Source organism: Aquisalinus luteolus, from assembly GCF_009712425.2.
GTDB lineage: Bacteria > Pseudomonadota > Alphaproteobacteria > Caulobacterales > Parvularculaceae > Aquisalinus > Aquisalinus luteolus.
The window spans coordinates 1,708,542-1,726,832 of sequence record NZ_VCJR02000001.1 but is presented as its reverse complement, the minus strand read 5'-3'; the positions used below and the strand labels follow the sequence as shown (position 1 = coordinate 1,726,832).

Annotated in this window: 19 protein-coding genes; 14 read left to right on the top strand and 5 right to left on the bottom strand. The window is 60.9% G+C overall.

The features are described 5' to 3' along the window. Window positions 1-49 precede the first annotated feature (49 nt). Complete coding sequence (locus tag FF098_RS08090) at window positions 50-775, top strand: hypothetical protein (protein WP_155139147.1); 726 nt, start codon at window positions 50-52, stop codon at window positions 773-775. Between the two features lie 15 nt (window positions 776-790). Here the strand turns inward: FF098_RS08090 and FF098_RS08085 are convergent, their stop codons facing one another. Then, window positions 791-1,840 (bottom strand): retropepsin-like aspartic protease, encoded by a 1,050-nt coding sequence (locus FF098_RS08085; protein ID WP_166426398.1) that lies wholly within the window; start codon window positions 1,838-1,840, stop codon window positions 791-793. A 267-nt stretch (window positions 1,841-2,107) separates the two neighbouring features. Between FF098_RS08085 and FF098_RS08080 the strand changes: the two genes are divergently transcribed. After that, window positions 2,108-2,944: a hypothetical protein gene (locus tag FF098_RS08080; protein WP_155139143.1), complete on the top strand. Its 837-nt coding sequence runs from the start codon at window positions 2,108-2,110 to the stop codon at window positions 2,942-2,944. Window positions 2,945-2,950: 6 nt separating this feature from the next. Continuing rightward, window positions 2,951-3,358, top strand: coding sequence for a RusA family crossover junction endodeoxyribonuclease (locus tag FF098_RS08075; RefSeq protein ID WP_155139141.1), 408 nt, complete (start codon window positions 2,951-2,953; stop codon window positions 3,356-3,358). Between the two features lie 20 nt (window positions 3,359-3,378). Here the strand turns inward: FF098_RS08075 and FF098_RS08070 are convergent, their stop codons facing one another. Continuing rightward, window positions 3,379-4,047, bottom strand: coding sequence for a hypothetical protein (locus tag FF098_RS08070; RefSeq protein ID WP_155139139.1), 669 nt, complete (start codon window positions 4,045-4,047; stop codon window positions 3,379-3,381). 174 nt (window positions 4,048-4,221) lie between these two features. On the opposite strand from FF098_RS08070, the gene FF098_RS08065 reads away from it, so the two are divergent. Together FF098_RS08065 and FF098_RS08060 are read left to right on the top strand one after the other, a co-directional pair. Beyond that, window positions 4,222-4,644, top strand: a complete 423-nt coding sequence (locus FF098_RS08065) for a hypothetical protein (RefSeq protein WP_155139137.1) — start codon at window positions 4,222-4,224, stop codon at window positions 4,642-4,644. A 9-nt stretch (window positions 4,645-4,653) separates the two neighbouring features. Next, entirely contained in the window at window positions 4,654-4,911 is a 258-nt protein-coding gene (locus FF098_RS08060; RefSeq protein WP_155139135.1) for a helix-turn-helix transcriptional regulator, read from the top strand. Between the two features lie 26 nt (window positions 4,912-4,937). Here the strand turns inward: FF098_RS08060 and FF098_RS08055 are convergent, their stop codons facing one another. Together FF098_RS08055 and FF098_RS08050 are read right to left on the bottom strand one after the other, a co-directional pair. After that, window positions 4,938-5,459 carry an SspB family protein gene (locus FF098_RS08055; RefSeq protein ID WP_155139134.1) on the bottom strand — a complete coding sequence of 174 codons (522 nt, stop codon included), beginning with the start codon at window positions 5,457-5,459 and terminating at the stop codon, window positions 4,938-4,940. Window positions 5,460-5,492: 33 nt separating this feature from the next. Then, entirely contained in the window at window positions 5,493-6,650 is a 1,158-nt protein-coding gene (locus tag FF098_RS08050) for an Mrp/NBP35 family ATP-binding protein (protein ID WP_166426397.1), read from the bottom strand. 123 nt (window positions 6,651-6,773) lie between these two features. Here FF098_RS08050 and hflK point away from each other — a divergent pair, with 123 nt between their 5' ends. The 3 genes from hflK (at window position 6,774) to FF098_RS08035 (ending at window position 10,384) form a co-directional block, all read left to right on the top strand. After that, on the top strand, window positions 6,774-7,964 hold the full coding sequence (gene hflK / locus FF098_RS08045; RefSeq protein ID WP_155139130.1) for an FtsH protease activity modulator HflK: 1,191 nt from the start codon (window positions 6,774-6,776) through the stop codon (window positions 7,962-7,964). Window positions 7,965-7,976: 12 nt separating this feature from the next. After that, a complete protein-coding gene (gene hflC / locus FF098_RS08040) occupies window positions 7,977-8,879 on the top strand; it encodes a protease modulator HflC (RefSeq protein ID WP_205967420.1) in 903 nt (300 codons plus the stop codon). Between the two features lie 116 nt (window positions 8,880-8,995). After that, the gene (locus FF098_RS08035; RefSeq protein WP_155139128.1) at window positions 8,996-10,384 is read left to right on the top strand and encodes a Do family serine endopeptidase; all 1,389 of its coding nucleotides are present in this window, start codon (window positions 8,996-8,998) and stop codon (window positions 10,382-10,384) included. A gap of 15 nt (window positions 10,385-10,399) precedes the next feature. Here the strand turns inward: FF098_RS08035 and serB are convergent, their stop codons facing one another. Further along, window positions 10,400-11,293 (bottom strand): phosphoserine phosphatase SerB, encoded by an 894-nt coding sequence (gene serB / locus FF098_RS08030; RefSeq protein WP_155139126.1) that lies wholly within the window; start codon window positions 11,291-11,293, stop codon window positions 10,400-10,402. On the opposite strand from serB, the gene miaA reads away from it, so the two are divergent. The 6 genes from miaA (at window position 11,292) to FF098_RS08000 (ending at window position 18,236) form a co-directional block, all read left to right on the top strand. Next, window positions 11,292-12,206 (top strand): tRNA (adenosine(37)-N6)-dimethylallyltransferase MiaA, encoded by a 915-nt coding sequence (miaA, locus tag FF098_RS08025; RefSeq protein ID WP_155139124.1) that lies wholly within the window; start codon window positions 11,292-11,294, stop codon window positions 12,204-12,206. The two genes, serB and miaA, sit on opposite strands and share 2 nt — an antisense overlap. A 297-nt stretch (window positions 12,207-12,503) precedes the next feature. Next, window positions 12,504-14,249 carry an acetolactate synthase 3 large subunit gene (locus tag FF098_RS08020; protein WP_373291483.1) on the top strand — a complete coding sequence of 582 codons (1,746 nt, stop codon included), beginning with the start codon at window positions 12,504-12,506 and terminating at the stop codon, window positions 14,247-14,249. Beyond that, window positions 14,249-14,713, top strand: a complete 465-nt coding sequence (locus FF098_RS08015; RefSeq protein ID WP_155139120.1) for a T6SS immunity protein Tdi1 domain-containing protein — start codon at window positions 14,249-14,251, stop codon at window positions 14,711-14,713. Before FF098_RS08020 ends, FF098_RS08015 begins: the two co-directional genes overlap by 1 nt. 4 nt (window positions 14,714-14,717) lie before the next feature. Next, window positions 14,718-15,284 (top strand): acetolactate synthase small subunit, encoded by a 567-nt coding sequence (gene ilvN / locus FF098_RS08010; protein ID WP_205967419.1) that lies wholly within the window; start codon window positions 14,718-14,720, stop codon window positions 15,282-15,284. Between the two features lie 70 nt (window positions 15,285-15,354). Then, a complete protein-coding gene (gene ilvC / locus FF098_RS08005; protein ID WP_155139116.1) occupies window positions 15,355-16,377 on the top strand; it encodes a ketol-acid reductoisomerase in 1,023 nt (340 codons plus the stop codon). A 65-nt stretch (window positions 16,378-16,442) separates the two neighbouring features. After that, on the top strand, window positions 16,443-18,236 hold the full coding sequence (locus tag FF098_RS08000; RefSeq protein WP_155139114.1) for an SLC13 family permease: 1,794 nt from the start codon (window positions 16,443-16,445) through the stop codon (window positions 18,234-18,236). The last annotated feature ends 55 nt before the right edge of the window (window positions 18,237-18,291 follow it).

Here is an 18,291-nt window from a genome sequence, read left to right as displayed (position 1 = left end):
TAGAGCATTCAGAGCATTCTCAGTATGGCTGGAGAGGAAGGGGCCCCAGATGGAAGAGAGCAGGGAAGATAGCGGCGGCAAGATCGAGTTCCTGTGCAATCCCGATCTGGCAGGCGTGATCCCAGCGCCGGAGCGTGCCGGCAAGTTCATCCCTGACTGGTACCGCAGCCTGGAGCGGGAGATGGGCATGCCGACGAAGGAAGGCCTGCCGGGGCTGACCGCGAAAGCCTGCCTGCCGATGGCCGATGCCTTCGGCCTTGGCTATGTGATCCCGTTGCCGATGTCCGTGCGCCTGCTGGTGCCGGAAGACAGGATCAATATCCAGATGGGCTGGGCGGCGGATGCCCCGTTCCAGCCGGTCGAGCAACATCACCCCGGCCAGATCGGCGCGCCGGAGCCGCCATTCCAGCAGGTGATGCCGCTGAAGTTCATCAATCCGTGGCGCATCAGGGTACCGGAGGGCTATTCGGTTCTCTTCACCCAGCCGTTCAACCATGCCGAATTGCCGTTTTCCTGTTTCACCGGCTTCGTCGATTGCGACCGTTTCCACACGACGGTGAATTTCCCGTTCCAGTGGACCGGGCCAGTAGGCGACTTTACCCTGCCTGCGGGCATGCCGATCGCGCAGCTTGTGCCGATCAAGCGGGACGCGTTGCTGAGGGACCATGAAGCACGGGCCGCCAGTGATGCAGAAATGGCCGAGCAGGATGAAGCCAACAGGATGAAATATAACGAGGTTTCATCCTATGCGCGGGAATGGCGTACACGGAAGTAATCCCACAAAAACGGTTCAGTCGTTCCAGTAGAAAGACTGAACGTTGAAGGTGCCTGTCGCATAGCTGCGCAGCCTGGTGCCCGTCGCGCCACGCTTGGGCCGGTCCATGGAGGCGCGGGACAGGTAGAGCTTGCGGTTTGCGAAGTCCATGATGAAATCATGCTGCGCGAACATGCTGGCCCCGGCGATGAACAGCGGCTGGCCCGGGGCGCCGGAGATGTTCTCAGAATCGAATTCATGCACCAGAACCATATGATCGTAATAGGCGTAATCGCCGATCCGCAGCACCGGATAGATGCTGGCAACGGTTGGCAGGAATTCCTCCACCGCGCCCTGCATCTGCCATTCGCGTCGCATGTTCTGGCGTGACTTGCGAAGGTTCGGGTGCTGAATGTCTTCCCAGTTCATCAGCGTATAGGCAGACCCGAGATCGACGAGGCCGGGGATGACCCTTTCGTCTATTGAGATATCGGCGAAATACAGCTCTTCAAGCCCGGTGGCATAGGGGTCGCGCTGCAGGGGCACCTCGATCCAGCCGGTCTCGACGTAGGGCTCGAGGCTTTTCTGCGGGATGAAATAAAATGATTGCTCCTCCGGGTACCAGGCGAGGGCGAAATCGTGGAGGATATCGAGGCCGAGAAGACCCCAGGCGGTAGCGCCGGCATTCTGGCGGCGGCTGTCGAGGACGACGAGCACCTTGTCCTCCTCGCGAATGGTGCCGATATCCATGGAGGCAATCCGCACGACCGGGCGCATGGCAGTGCCGACGATGCCCCTGACCTGCACCTGCCGGTTTGGCACGACATCAAGGTTCAGTGTCGCGCGGGCATCGTTGAAAATGGCTGACGTGGTCGAGCCGGTATCGACGAGAAACGGGTAGGGACCCTGACCGTCTACCAGCACATCGATGAGCATGCCGCCGTCATCGGTAAAGGTAACGGGCATCACGATGGCGCCGTCCTCACGCAGTTCGATGAAATTGTCCTGGATGCGATGGGTCTGGCAGCCTGTCAGGCAGACCACGGCGACAAGAAGCAAAAGGTTGGGTATTGCCGCGAACGGCATCCTGCTGAACGCTCTCCATCCCCGGACCTGCATGTTCAGGCCTTTCCTTCCCGGACCGGACGTTTTCTGTGGTCTTGTCTGCCCTTTTCCAGCCCTCTTTCATGCATATTAACGCAAAAACAGATCTCCGTCCCCCAAGCGAGCGACAAATGGTGCGCTCTTCAAGACGAATTGATCGGAGCGGACGGCGGAACAGGTTTGTTGCCAAAGCTGTAGGGCAATGAAATCATATCGGAAAAGGCCGATCTGGCCGGAAGAGGATGCGTAATGGCTTTTGGAACGGATATCGGCAAAAAATTTGCGGCAGCGATACTGTCGGCGGGATTGGTATTTGGTGCAGCCAGTGCCCAGACCGCGCCGGTGCCGGGCGCCGGGGAGGCTGCGGCTTTCGATCAGGACATCGCGCTGACGGAAAATCTGGGCCGGGCGATCTATGAGCGGGACACGGCGGCTTATCTGGCCGCGATGGATCTGCAGGATCAGTTTGGCGACGATGAGCTTGGCTGGCTCGATGGCTGGATCAGCGTCAAGGAAGGCGAAGAGCTGAAGGTGATGTTCATCGGCGAGGAAAACGGCGAACCGCGTGCCCATTTCATCGCCTTTGCCCGCAATGGCGAAATCTATGACCGTTTCGCCCCGCCGGGCGGCATGGGCCTGTCCCGGGCCGAGCGGGGCTATTGGGTTGCGAGGCAGGATGCGCTGGATCGCGACACGCAGGAATGCTCGACCCAGTACAACCCCGTCATCATGCCCTACAAGGGTCGCGAGGGTGCCGAGGGCGGGCTGTTCGTCTATCTGATCCCGGCGAGCATCGAGGCTGGCCTGATCAAGGCCGGGGGTTATCAACTGTTCGATTATTCAGCCGACGGACAGACGATGAAGGGCGAGATGCCGTTCAACACCAACTGCCTCGACGTGGAAAAGAGCGGCAATGAAGATGAAGGCCTGATCCTGTCGCATTCGCTGACGCCTTATCCGCAGGAGCACCACGTCTTCATGAGCCTGCTCTATGATACGGATGTGATCGTCGTGACCATGGAGAACGACCTGGTCTGGAAGGTTTCCGGCGGTGATGTCAGCTTTGTCGAGAAGCGAACGCGATAACATCGAATGAAGGGGGGCGGGTTCATCGGCAAGGGCAAGGTTCAGGTCGCCTATAACGGCGATACGGTCTTGCTGCGCGTGCGCCATGTCTCGACCCAGACCCGGAAGCTGAAAGGGCTGGTCGCGGAATTCTGCCGCAAGGAGGTTGCGGTGAACCGGCCATATTTCGGGCCGTTCGAGGTGCGCATCTGGACGTCCAAACTGCCGGATATGCGCGGTGCCCACGATGTCGATAATGTCGCCAAGGCCTGTCTCGACGCGCTGACCGGCGTGTTCTGGCGCGATGACCGACAGGTGGTGCGGCTGATATCAGAGCGGTTCACGGGCGATGCCAACGAGATCTGCATCCGCGTACGCCCGCTGGACAATGAGTTGGAGCCAGTGCCGATGGACGAGGCGCTGTTCAGTATCTGACTGCCGCGGTGGCAATCAGCCTATTGATCGCCTTGGTCTGACGGATAGGATCGCACACCCGTATTGTAATACTCAAATAACGGGGGGACCATGTTCATCTCCTCGGAAATGGCGAGCTTGATCGCCGACTGGCGGGCGATCAGGCGGTCGACCATGCCCAGCATCGTCGTCGCCCCTTCATCGGCACCGCCGGAGATGATGTCGCGGCGGCGTGCCTCGATCGCGTTACCGACAGTGCGGATATCCTTGTGCCGCTGGAGCATGCAGGCGTTGTAGGCGCGCAGCCAGCCGGAATGGACAGAATAGGAGCCGTAAGTATCGCCAATGCGGGCCTCGATATCGTGGCGCAGGGCGATGCAGCCTTTCAGCCCTTCCTCGACCGCCGACAGGGCGCGGTTCAAGTCGATCTCTGAAGCATAGCGCAGCTGGGAGAACTCGACGAGCGGCTCGGCTGTCTCGTCCTCGGGCGGAGCCTTGTAGTTTACGCTGGTGAGAACGGCTTCCTCTTCGGTGACGATGTCATCGACCGATTCAAGCTCCTGTTCCTGGACGGCGACCGGGTTCTGGGGCTGCGTTGGGCGGGGCCGGGCGTCAGGTGGCAGGTTGTCCTGCGCAGCTGCACTGCCAAGGGTCAGGAAGACCATACCGAGTGTCGCAGCGCCTAGGGTGAATCTGGTCGAACGGGTCATCAAAAATCTCCTGCAATCCCCCTGACTATAAGCATCGTTGAGTTGGCATTCAAATGCGACGGAATTGGGCCGTGCCGAACGAATTCCATGACGAGCGGAAAGCGGCATTGACATCATGTTAAAAAATATATACATAAAGTTGATCAAGATTACCATTTGGCATTGGGAGGTTTTATGAGTTTCAAGGAAAAAAGCAGCTGGATTGTCCTGCTCGGCATGCTCGCCCTGTTCGGCTGGTATGGCTGGAATTTCTACGTGACCGGCGGGTTCGGCGCCGCTACGCGCGGGGTCATCCTGGGCGGCATGATTGCGTTCATCATTCTCGTCGTGATCGGTCATATCGTCGTTGCGATCCTGCAGGCCATTGCGACGGGCAAGGACGATATCGATGATTCAAGCGATGAGCGTGACCGGGCGATAGAGTTGCAGGCGGAGCGGGCAGGCGGCTTCATACTTGGCTTTGCCGTGCTGGCAGCACTCGCTTTCTGCCTGATAGCCGAACAATATATGATCGCCAGCATGCTGTTCATGGCGATGGTTGTTTCCGAGATCGTCAAGAACGCCTGGCAGGTCGTGCTTTACCGGCTTTCCGCTTGAGGCCGCCCGATGGTCAATAAAAAGTCCAGTACCGCGTTCAGCAACAAGATCCGCCTGTTGCGGTTCACCCATGACGAGATGACTCAAGGCGACCTGGCCGAGCGGATCGGCGTGACCCGCCAGACGATCGCCTCTATCGAAAAGGGGAAATATTCCCCGTCGCTGGAAGCTGCATTCCGGATCGCTGCCGTGTTCGGTGTGCCGCTGACAGAAGTATTCGAATATGACGAAGGGTCGGATACCTATTTCAACAAGCGCAAGAAATAGCCGGTCAGAGCCGGCTTTTTCTCGACCTATTTTTTCCGGAATGAGTCCAGGCTTATGACATCGGCCCCGCCATCGGGCGCGCCGCCTGACGGGTCATCGTCATTGTCGCCATCATCCTCGGCTGAAGCCTCCTGCGGCTCATCGGCAGGCGTTTCCTCTTCTTCCGTATGCGATGGATCGTAAGGTACCGGCTCGAAGCGCAGCTTGAATTCCACTGATGGATCGACGAAAGCCGTGATTGCCGCATAGGGAATGATGAGATGATCGGGGATGCCCTTGAAATGCAGGGTTACCTCGAAATGATCGTCCTCGACGACGAGGTTCTCGAACTTCTTCTGCAGGACGATGGTCATGCGTTCGGGATAGGCCTCGATCAGGTCCGGCGATATCGTCACGCCCGGGGCCTGGGTCAGGAACTCGATATAGAAATGATGGTCGCCCGGCACATCGCCAAGGTCGCGTGTGATCTCCAGCACGTCGCGGATGACACCGCGCAGCGCCTGCTGGGTCAGGAAGGCATAATCGAGTTCTATGTCGTTATCAGTCATCAATCCGCATGATAGGTGGCTTCATCTGGAGTCTTACGCATCTCCGCCACCCGGAACAAGCGCAAGTTTGGCGGCAATCTGGACGGCGATGTCGCGGATCACGCCGGCACTGTCGCTGTGGGGGGCTTCGAGCACGTAAGGCCGGCCGGCATCGGAGGCGGTGGCGATGGCCGGTTCCAGCGGCAGGGTCGCGAGCATGTCGAGGCCGAGCGCCTCCGCGGTACGGGCAACGCCGCCTTCGCCGAACAGCTTCTGGCGGCTGCCATCGGGCAGGGTAAGCCAGGCCATGTTCTCCACGATGCCGAGCACGGGCGTGTCCATGGACGTGAACAGGGCAGCCCCGCGGCGGACATCTGCCAAGGCCATCTCCTGCGGGGTCGAGATGATGACCGCGCCGGAGACGGGGATTTTCTGGAGGAGCGTGAGATGGGCATCGCCGGTGCCGGGCGGGGTATCGACGAAGAGGATGTCGAGATCGCCCCAGTGCACGTCGGTGAAGAGCTGGCGCACCGCGCCCATCACCATCGGCCCGCGCCAGGCGACGGCCTTTTCCTCAGAGACCAGAAGCCCGATCGACATCGCCTTGACGCCATGGGCCTCCATCGGCTGGATCTTGCCGTCACGGAACTCGCCCCGGCCTTTCAGTCCGAAGAGGACGGGCAGAGACGGGCCGGAAATATCGGCATCGACGATGCCTGTGCGGAATCCGGCTTGTGCGAAGGCGGCGGCGAGATTGGCGGCCAGCGTCGACTTGCCGACGCCGCCCTTGCCGGAGGCGATGGCGATGACGTGCTTGACGCCGGGAATGGGCCTTTCCTCTTCGGCTGTTTTACCCCCCAGACCGAGCGGATTTGAGTGACCACCAGCTGGTTTCGGTGCTGGCGATTTGGGCGCAGCGCGGTGGGACGTCTGGACGATGGAGACATCGGCGATGCCGTCAATTCCGCGCACGACTTCTTCGATCTCTGCACTCAGCCGGTCATTCTGCTGACCCGGCCCGCCGGGCAACTCCAGCGTGATCGTCGCCTTTGCGCCAGTATCCGTCATGCGGACAGCATGGCCGGTGACGAGGCCGCCGGTCAGAACGTCCTTGCCGGTGCGCGGATCGATGATGCCGGACAAAGCGGCGCGCAGGCGCGTCTCCAGCGCTCTTTTCTGTGCCTCATCGGGACTTTTGGGGGGCTCTTGCACAAATTCCATCCTCGGCGCTGCCAAAAGCGCCGCACCACAGTTGCGGTTGCGTTTTCGGGTGACATATATAACCGATACAGGCTATCGCCATAACTAAACGCAGGAAACAGTTAGGAAAAATCTATGCCATGGACAGACAAGCCCGGCGGCGGCTCGGGGCAGGGCGGCAACGGGTCTGGCGGCGGCCGAGGGCCGTGGGGGCAACCCCCGAACGGCGGCAACGGCAATAATAACGGCAGCGGCAATCGCGGCGGCGGTAACAACAATCAGTCGCCTGACCTGGAAGAGCTTCTGCGCTCTGGCCGGGAACGGTTCAAGCGCTCCATGGGCGGGCGCGGTGGACGTGGCGGCTCCGGTGGCGGTGGCGGCGTGAAGCTGCCCGGCAAGGGAATCATCACGGTCGTGCTCATCCTGCTCGTCGGCCTTTGGGCTGCCTCCGGTGTATACACGGTCGGACCGGGCGAGCGCGGCGTCGTGACGACCTTTGGAAAATATACGACCATGACCGGACCGGGCCTGCAGTTCCATGTCCCGTGGCCGGTGCAGAATGTGGATGTCGTATTGGTGACGAATGAACGCGTCACGCAGATCGGTACAAGCAGGGGCAATCAGAACGAAAGCACCATGCTGACCAGCGACCTGAACATCGTCGATGTATCGATCGAGGTGAACTGGCGCATCAAGGTCGGACCGGTTGAGGATGGCGAACTGCCGGGACCGGCAAAATTCGTCTTCAACAACGAAGATCCCGAGAACATGGTCCGCGCTGTTGCGGAGTCGGCGTTGCGCGAGGTCGTCGGCGGCAATGAACTCGACCCGATCATCTCCAACGGCCGTGCGATCGTGCCTCAGAACACGCTCGACGTGATGCAGCGCACGCTTGATGCCTATAACAGCGGGATCGAGATCATCCGGATCACCTTCCAGCGGTCCGATCCGCCGACAGAGGTCATTCAGGCTTTCCGGGACGTCATTGACGCCCGCTCGGATGCGGAAACGACCATCAACAACGCCCAGCGTACGGCCAACGAGATCGTTCCTCTTGCCCGTGGTCAGGCGGACAGGGTGATCCTCGACGCCGAAGCCTATGAGGCACAGGTGGTCGCGGAAGCGCGCGGTCAGGCGGCCCGCTTCGTCGATATCTACGAGGAATATGCCAAGGCACCGAATGTGACGCGCCAGCGCATGTATCTGGAAACAATGGAACGCGTGCTCGGCGACATGGACAAGATTGTCGTCGACCAGGACGCCGGCGGCACAGTGCCGTTCCTCAATCTCAATGAACTGACGCAACGTCGTCAGACACAGAACTAGGAGGGCCGGACAGTGAAAAACGGACTTCTCATCATGATCGGCGTCGCACTCGTCGCCATCTTCATCGTCGCTCGCACAGTTTTCTTCACCGTCAGCGAACGCCAGCATGCTCTCGTCATTGCCTTCGGTAATCCGCAGGAAGTGCTGATCGACGATCCGGGCCTGCATGTGAAACTGCCCTGGTATGACGTCGTCATGCTCGACAGCTGGAACCTGGAATATGACATCCGTCAGGGTCAGGAGCTGGAGATCATCGCCGCCAATGAAGAGCGGCTGATCATCGACGCCTATGTGCGCTATCGCATCGTAGAGCCGCTGATGTATTACGAGGCGTTCAAGTCTGGCGCCGATAGCTGGCGTACGCTGAAAGACACTGGTGATGCTCGTCTGGGTTCCGTCCTGAACGGTGCCCTGCGGAACACGCTGGGTGAGGTTACGATCAACGAGATCATCACCACCAAGCGGGTCGAGCTGATGCAGCAGATCCAGCGGCAGGTCGCAGAAGAAGCCCGCCGCTTCGGTGTCGAGATCGTCGATGTGCGCATCCGCCGGGCCGACTTCCCGGACCAGAACGCCGAGCGCGTCTATGAGCGCATGCGCTCCGAACGTCAGCAGCAGGCCCAGCGCATCCGTGCCGAAGGCCGCGAGCAGGCAGCCCGCATCGAAGCGACGGCCCAGAAGGAACGCACGCAGATCCTCGCCGAAGCCGAGGAGCAGTCCCAGCGTATCCGGGGCCGGGCCGACCGCCAGCGCAACGCCATCTATAACGAGGCGTACAACCGCGATCCTGAGTTCTTTGCCTTCTATCGCTCCCTGACCTCTTACGAGCAGGCGCTGCAGGATGGCCAGACGACGATCATCCTGTCGCCGGATTCCGAATTCTTCCGTTATTTCGAGAATGTGAACGGCAGATAAGCGCCGCAAACACCTGATTTTGCGACCAATCAAAGCGGGCGAGCCATTGAAGGGCTTGCCCGCTTTTGCGTTGTGGGTAACCATATCAGCCAGACTGATCGATAAAGAGGTTATTTATGCGCGCCAGCGTTTACGGTTTCATCGTTTCCCTTGCCACAGCCCTGATGCTGGCCGTGACCGGCCCGGCAATGGCCCAGCGCACGCCGACGGACTTTGCGGACCTTGTCGAGGAACTGACGCCGGCGGTGGTGAACATCTCTTCCGCACAGCGGGTAAATGCCGATTTCGGTAATAACTCGCAGCTGGAGCAGTTCGAGGAAAAATTTGGCTCGCAGGCAACCTCGCTCGGGTCAGGCTTCATCATTTCCGCCGATGGGGTGGTCGTCACCAACAAACATGTCGTCGAGAAGGCCGACGAGATCACCGTGACGCTCTCCAATGGCGATGAATACCAGGCAGAAATCGTCGCAATGGACCGCGAGACGGATCTTGCCGTGCTGCGCATGGAGACCGATGATCGCATGCCTTTTGTCGATTTCGGCAGCTCCGACGGTGCCCGTGTGGGGGAGTGGGTGGTTGCCATCGGCAACCCGTTCGGCCTTGGCGGCTCGGTGTCCGTTGGCATCATCTCCGCCCGCAACCGGGATATCCGCGCTGGTCTCTATGACGACTTCATCCAGACTGACGCGGCCATCAACCGGGGCAATTCCGGCGGCCCGCTGTTCAACATGGATGGTGAAGTGATAGGCATCAACACGGTGATCTTCTCTCAGACCGGCGGATCGGTCGGGGTCGGCTTTGCCGTGCCCTCCGACCTCGCCTCAAGTGTGATCGACCAGCTGCTGGAATATGGCGAAACCCGCCGCGGCTGGCTGGGTGTAACCCTCGACGATATCAGCGACCAGCGGGCAAGCACCGCAGGGCTGCCGAATAATGACGGCGCGTTGGTCATGGTTGTGCGCGGTGACAGCCCGGCGTCCAAGGCCGGTCTGAGGCGCGACGATTTCATCGTGGAGTTCAACGGCCGCAAGATCTCCGAAATGCGCGACCTGACCCGCGCCGTTGCTGATACGCCGGTCGGTTCGACCGTGCCGGTAAAACTCTATCGCGAAGGCCGCCTGATCACTGTGCAGGTGACCGTCGACCGGCGCGAGACGAACCTTGCCAGCAATTTCGGTAGTGCGCCGCTGCTGGCCGAGGACCTGCCGGATGATGCGGTGGTGCTTTCCGGCCTGATCCTGCAGCAGCCGACCGCGCAAGTGCGCGAGGCCTATGGCCTTGCCGATGATGTCGAGGGCGTGGTGGTGACGGCGATCGAAAGCGACAGCCCTATGAGCGGTATCCTGCAGATCGGCGATGTGATCACGGAGCTTGGCTATAACAATGTCGGCACGCCAAAGGAGATGGCAGACCGCATGGAAAAGCTGCGCAACCTGAATTCAGGCCCGCTTCAGATCGAGGTCAAGCGCGGGAATATCACCTTTATCGAGCTGATCAATCCGTAAGCGGATAGAATTTCCCTATCCGGCGAATTGCTCTTTCCTGATTCCCTGAAGATACAGCAAGGCCGTCAGGTTGCCATGGTCGATGCGATAACGCGCGGCCTCGGCGACGACCGGCTTGGCGTGGAGGGCGACACCGGCACCGGCAGCGTTGAGCATGGCAAGGTCGTTGGCGCCGTCGCCGACGGCCATTGCACGGTCGGGCTCGATGCCATGCTCCGCACACAGCGCATTCAGTGCCTCCAGCTTGGCTTCCTTGCCGAGGATCGGGTCCTCCACCTCGCCGGTCAGCTTGCCATCCTCGATGACGAGGCGATTGCCCTGATTGGTGTCGAACCCCACCCGTTCGGCAATGCGGGCGGTAAAGAAGGTGAAACCGCCGGAGACGAGGGCAGTGACCGCGCCCCGGGCTTTCATCGTGGCGACCAGCTCTAGCGCGCCGGGCATCAGGGTGATCTTCTCTGACAACGTGGCTTCCAGCGCATCGACGAACAGGCCTTTCAGCATCGAGACGCGCTCGCGCAGGGCACCCTCGAAGTCCAGTTCGCCGCGCATGGCGCGGGCGGTGATCGCGGAGATCTCGTCCTTCTTGCCGGCATAGGCGGCCAACTCGTCTAGGCATTCCTGCTGGATGATGGTCGAATCCATGTCGGCAATCAGAAGCCGGCGGGCACGGCCCTTGACCGGCTGGATGTTGATGTCGAACGGGCCCCGGCATTGCTTGCGGATCACGGGCAGGGTCTCGTCTTCATTGAGCTCAAAGAAGATGTCGGCGGCGATGCCCTCGGCCAGCACATCGACCTCGTCGGGCCGGGCATCGGCCATTTCCAGCGCCGCCCAGAACTCGTCTATGGCCGTGCCGGTCAATTCGGGCTTTTGCGGATCGCAGATAACTGTCATGACATGGGCCATGGCTCATACCCCTTTGGAACTCATCGTGCTTATTGCAGGCCCGACGGCGAGCGGCAAGTCCGCTGCTGCGCTGGAGATTGCAAAGGCGCTGGACGGCGAAATCGTCAACGCCGATGCGATGCAGGTCTATCGCGACCTCCGCATACTGACGGCGCGGCCTGATGCGGCAGAAGAGGCGCAGGCACCCCACCACCTTTACGGCGTGCTGGACGGGGCCGAGCGATGCTCCGCCGGGCGCTGGGCGCGAATGGCGGCAAAGGCGATCGGCGAGATCAGGGGCAGGGGGCGCGTGCCGATCGTGGTCGGCGGCACAGGGCTGTACTTCAAGGCACTGACCGATGGCCTTTCACCCATGCCGGACGTGCCGGAAGAGGTCCGCGAGCAGGGCAACCGGCTGTTCGATGGTGTCGGCGCGGCAGCGTTCCGGAAAGAAGTTCTGTCCCGCGATCCGGGCATGGCGCACCTGAAAGAGAATGACCGCCAGCGCCTGATCCGGGCGTGGGAGGTGCATGAGGGAACGGGCACGCCGCTGTCGGATTGGCAGAAGCAACCGCGCGAGGCTGTCGTGTCAGGCGACTTCCGGCCCGCCGTGCTGCAGCCGCCGCGCGAAGCGCTCTATGCAAACTGCGACAGGCGGCTGGATTTGATGCTGGAGCGTGATGCGTTGAAGGAGGTTCGGGACTTGCTGGCGCGCAAGCTCGATCCGTCCCTGCCGGTGATGAAATCTCTCGGCGTGCCGGAATTCGCGGCGCATCTGGCTGGTGAGCTGCCGCTGGACGAGGCGCTGGCATTGGCACAGCAGAACACCCGCCGGTTCGCCAAGCGCCAGATGACCTGGTTCCGCGGGCAGGCTCTGGACTGGCCGGTCTTCGAAACGCCGGAAAAACTCGTATCCCATTTTGTCATGAAATAGTGGCTTGACTTATCTTGCCGCTCTTATTAGCACGTTTGGCTAACAGGAGTGAAAAACGTGAAATTTTCTATTCTCGTGGTGATGAGCGCTGGTGGCGGGCTGTCCTAGAAGACAGGTCCTCAATCCAGCGCGTGCAAGGGTCTCAATCGAGGCCCTTTTTTATTACCCGGAACCGGAAGATCACTTCTGTTGACCATGATGAGCCCTTACCAGGCAGGAGAAACGACAATGGCTGATGCGAGCAGCGCCCTGAAAGAAGCTGAGAAGCAAACGACCGAGACCGAGACCCCGGAAATCATGACGGGTGCCGAGGTGGTGCTTCGTGCGCTTGTCGATCAGGGTGTGGATACGATTTTCGGCTATCCGGGCGGCGCTGTCCTGCCCATCTATGATGCCATTCACCAGCAGGACAAAATCCGCCATCTGCTGATGCGCCACGAGCAGGGGGCCGGCCATGCGGCGGAGGGCTATGCCCGCTCCACCGGCAAGCCGGGCGTCGTTCTTGTTACCTCTGGCCCCGGCGCGACGAATGCGGTTACCGCGATTGCCGATGCGATGCTGGATTCGATCCCGCTGGTCGTCCTGACCGGCCAGGTGCCGCGGGCGCTGATCGGGTCAGACGCGTTCCAGGAATGCGATACGGTCGGAATCACCCGGGCCTGCTGCAAGCACAATTATCTGGTCGATGATCCGGACAAGCTGGCGCATATCATCCATGAGGCGTTCTATGTCGCGACCAATGGCCGGCCCGGCCCGGTCGTTATCGACATCCCCAAGGACGTCCAGTTCGCCGCCGCGAAATATGAAAAGCCGGGTCCGACTGCGGAGCACCGGACCTATCACCCGAAGGTCGATGCCAGCCCGGAGGCGGTTGCCGATGCGATCCGCATGATGGCGAGCGCGTCGAAACCGGTTTTCTATACCGGTGGGGGCGTCATCAATTCCGGGCCGGAAGCCGTCCGCCTGTTGAGGGAGCTGGTCCGCGCGACGGGCTTCCCGATTACCTCGACGCTGATGGGGCTCGGCTCCTATCCGGCCTCCGACAGGCAATGGCTGGGCATGCTGGGCATGCATGGCAGCTATGAAGCCAATAACGCCATGCATGATTGCGACCTGATGATCTGCGTCGGTGCGCGTTTCGATGACCGGGTCACCGGGAGGCTCGATGCGTTTTCGCCGAACAGCCGAAAGATCCACATCGATATCGATCCGTCCTCGATCAACAAGAACGTGAAGGTCGACCTCGCCCTGATCGGTGATTGCGCCCATGTACTGGAAGATATGGTTGAGGCGTGGAACGGACTTGGCGATGCTGATGCTCGTCCGGACCTGTCCGGATGGTATGGCGAGATCGACAAATGGCGGGCGGTCAAAAGCTTCAGCTATGAAAAGTCCGACGATGCGATCAAGCCGCAATATGCGATCGAGCGTCTGTACCAGCTGACGAAGGATCGCGAGACCTACATCACGACCGAGGTTGGCCAGCACCAGATGTGGGCGGCCCAGCATTTCCATTTCGAGGAGCCGAACCGGTGGATGACCTCCGGCGGGCTCGGCACGATGGGCTACGGCCTGCCGGCAGCGTTCGGCGTTCAGGCGGCCCATCCCGGCGCGCTCGTCATCGATATCGCCGGCGAGGCATCGGTGCAGATGACGATGCAGGAAATGTCTGCGGCCGTGCAGCACCGCATGCCGATCAAGATCTTTATCCTGAACAATGAATATATGGGCATGGTGCGCCAGTGGCAGCAATTGCTGCATGGCGGGCGTTATTCCCATTCCTATTCCGATGCGCTGCCGGACTTCGTGAAGATGGCGGAGGCGTTCGGGTGCCTCGGCCTGCGCGCCGAAAAGCCGGACGAGCTCGACGACAAGATCAGGGCGATGATCGACTATGACGGCCCGGTCCTGTTTGACTGCCGCGTAACGAAAGAAGAGAACTGCTTCCCGATGATCCCGTCGGGCAAGGCACATAACGAAATGATCCTGCCCGGTGCGATCCGCGGCGACGAGATCAATGATGACGGGAAGGTTCTGGTGTAATGGCTGATACTGGCGATTATCTGTTTGTCGACAACTCGCTCGACTGGGCGAAGGTGATGAACAACTGGGAAGGGCTGACGCCGGAGGCGTTTACCATCTACCTCATCAACCGGTTCGGCGATGCGTTTCTCGTCGATCTCGACGGGGCGGTGCACATGCTCGATATCGGCGCGTGCAATTGCAAGAAGGTTGCGGGTAACAAGGACCAGTTCGTGGCGCTGCTGAACGAGCATTTCGGCAACTGGCTGATGGTCAATGCGACGAATGCCTGTGTCGATGCCGGCATGACGCTGGGGCAGGGCGAGTGCTATGGCTACAAGGTCCCGCCATTCCTCGGCGGCAAGATCGACCTCAACAATATCTATGTGACGAAGCTCGCCGATTATCACCAGAAGATGGGCCGCATCTATCAGAAGATAAAGGACCTGCCGGACGGCACGATGGTCGAGATGGTTGGAGAATGAGCAAGTGAGCAACACATCCGTATACGCGCCATCAGCCAAGCAGGAAGCAATCGAGAGCCGGACCATCGCCTGTATCGTCGACAACGAGCCGGGGGTTCTGGCGCGGGTCGTCGGGCTGTTTTCCGCCCGTGGCTACAACATCGAGAGCCTGACCGTCGCCGAGACAGACGAGGCCAAGCACCGCTCGCGCATCACCATCGTTACTGACGGCACGCCGTCGATCCTGGAGCAGATCGTGCTGCAGCTCGCCCGGCTGGTGCCGGTGCGCCGGGTCGGGGTGGTCACTGGCCACCCGCAGGCGCTGGAGCGCGAAATGGCGCTCTTTAAAGTGGTCGCCGAGGGCGAGAAGCGCGTCGAGGCGGCGCGCCTTGCCGATATCTTCCGCGCCAAGGTGGTCGACGTGTCGAACACATCCTTCATCTTCGAGCTGACCGGCACGCGCGAGAAAATCGACGCCTTCCGTGAGCTGATGAAACCGCTCGGCCTGACCGACATTTCCCGCACCGGCGTGTTGTCGATCAATCGCGGCCCGGAAGAGGGCATCGGCGACCGCCGGCGGACTGGGGACTAAGCTCAACTATTTTTTGAAATTGCCTGAAGCACCGCGCGACGGGGCAGGGCGCAGACAGAGGTAAAGACCAATGAAAGTTTTCTATGACGACGATACCGACGTAACGCTGATCGCGAACAAGAAGGTCGCGATTGTCGGCTATGGCTCGCAAGGGCGCGGGCACACGCTGAACCTGAAGGAGTCCGGCGTGAAGAATATCGTCGTGGCCCTGAAGGAAGGCTCATCCACGCGCAAGAAATGCGAGGCCGATGGCGTCGACGTGATGAACGTCGCAGAAGCCGCCGAATGGGCAGACGTCATCATGATGCTGACGCCGGACGAGCTGCAGAAAGATATCTACAGGGATCATATCGAGCAGCACATGAAGCCGGGCAAGACGCTGGCCTTCGCCCACGGCCTCAACATCCATTTCAAGCTCATTGAAGTGCCGAAGGATATCGACGTCATCATGATCGCGCCGAAAGGCCCGGGCCATACGCTGCGCTCGCAATACGAGGCGGGCAATGGCCTGCCTTGCCTGATCGCAGTGCATCAGGATGCGTCGGGCTCTGCCAAGGACCTTGCCCTGTCCTATGCAGGGGCCATTGGCGGCGGCCGTGCCGGGATCATCGAGACCAATTTCCGCGAGGAATGCGAAACCGACCTGTTCGGCGAGCAGGCGGTCCTGTGCGGCGGCCTCGTCGAGCTGATCCGCGCCGGGTTCGAGACGCTGACCGAGGCGGGCTATTCCCGCGAGATGGCGTATTTCGAGTGCCTGCACGAGGTGAAGCTGATCGTCGACCTTATCTATGAGGGTGGCATTTCCAACATGAACTATTCCATCTCCAACACGGCGGAGTATGGCGAGTACAAGACCGGTCCGCGCCTGATCACCGAAGAAACGAAAGCCGAGATGAAGCGGGTGCTGAAGGATATCCAGGAAGGCAAGTTCGTGCGCGACTGGATGCTGGAATGCCAGGCCGGCCAGCCGAACTTCAAGGCCAAGCGCCAGATCGATTCCGAACACCCGATCGAGGAAACCGGCGAGAAGCTGCGCTCCATGATGCCGATGCTGATGCAGGGCAAGCGGATCGTCGACAAGTCGCGCAACTAGAGCGCGGCAGAAGTGTTTGACCTGATGCCGGACCGGGCTAGGCTGGTCCGGCAGACAGGGCGGACATGACACAAATCCAGATATTCATCGATAGCAACAGCGCGTGGCTGGGGCTGATCATTCTCGGCATTGTGTTTGCCGGGTTCGTGACCGAGCGATATGCACCGGCCGTTGTCGCCGTGGCCGGCGCGGCTGTCTTTGCGCTGCTCGGCTATCTGCCCATTGAAGACTTCCTCGGCGTCTTTTCCAACGCCGCGCCGATCACCATCGGGGCGATGTTCATCCTGTCCGGTGCGCTGGTGCGGACCGGCCTGCTGGAAGCTGCCGCGCGGCAGGTGCTGCAGGTGGCAGGACCACATCCACGGATTGCCATCGCAGGTGTCTTCCTCGCGGCGCTGGTCGCGTCTGCATTCATGAACAACACGCCGGTCGTGCTGGTGCTGGTGCCGATCGTCATCCAGCTTGCCGCCGCGACGAAGACACCGGCCAAGAAACTGCTCATCCCGCTGTCTTATGTGGCTATCCTCGGCGGGTCGTGCACGCTGATCGGTACCTCCACCAATCTGCTGGTCGACGGTGTCGCCCGGGAAAACGGCATGGAGCCGTTTGGGATTTTCGAGATATCTCTCTATGGCATTGCTGCGGCAGTCGTCGGCATCATCTCCCTGGCTGCCATGCAGTTCCTGCTACCAAAGGACCAGCGCATGCCCGCGCTGGGGGCCGAAAAAGATGATCTTGCCCTGCTAACCGACCTGCGCGTGCGGCAGAACTCCTCCGCCATCGACAAGCCAGTCGCCGAGGTGAAGGAGCTGATGCCGCGCGGGCTGACGGTGAAGGCCGTGCGCCGCAAGGGCCAGCCGATCAGGGACATCCCGGTTGAGGAGATCGTGCTGCAGGCCGGTGACCGGCTGAGCGTTGCCGTGACGACGGACGAACTCCTGACCCTGCGTGGCAGCAAGACATTCCAGGTTGGCATCACCGGGCGGCCGCTGGATGGGGAGGATACCATCGTCATCGAGGCCATCGTGCCGGCAAACCGGGTCTCCACAGGGCGGATCGTGCGCGGCCTGCCGCTGCTCTCGCGCCTCAGGGTGCGGGTGCTGGGGGTTGGCCGATTCGGTGCCGCGCCGGGGCCGGACCTTGAGACATTGCAACTGAAGCCGGGCGACCGCCTGCTGATCGAGGGCCAGCCAGAGGCAATCGCCGAGATCGTCGACGGGTCGGAAGTCGTCAACGTGTCAGAGCCCGCCGCGCGCGCCTATCGCCGGGGCAGGGCGCCGATTGCGGCAGCGGCGATTGCCGGCGTCGTCGGGCTGGCGGCGCTGAACGTGATGCCGATTGCGGGGCTGGCGCTGATCGCCGTCGCGGTGATTCTCATCACCCACTGCCTCGATGCGCGCGAGGCCTGGAGCACCATTGATGGCGATGTCCTTGTGCTGATCGTCGGCATGCTCGCCATCGGCACGGCACTTCAGCAGGCTGGATCGGTAGACCTGATCGTCTCGGCCGTCAGCCCGCTGATTGCCGATGCCTCGCCCTTCATGGTGCTGCTGGCGATCTATTTCCTGACTTCTATCCTGACCGAAACGGTGACCAACAACGCGGTCGCCGTCATCATCACGCCACTGGCAATCGCGCTCGCAGCGGAACTCGGGATCGAGCCGCGGGCGCTGGTCATCGCCGTGATGTTCGGGGCGAGCGCCAGTTTCGCCACACCAGTCGGCTACCAGACCAACACGATCATCTATGCCGCCGGTAATTACCGGTTCGTGGACTTCCTGCGTGTCGGTGTGCCGATGAACATCATTGTCGGTGTGGTCGTGTGCATGGCGCTGGCGGCCGGCTTCAATGTGACCTGACAGAGAATCCCCTTAAGGCTTTAAACTGTTTTGCCAAGGGAGTTTGTCGTGGAGA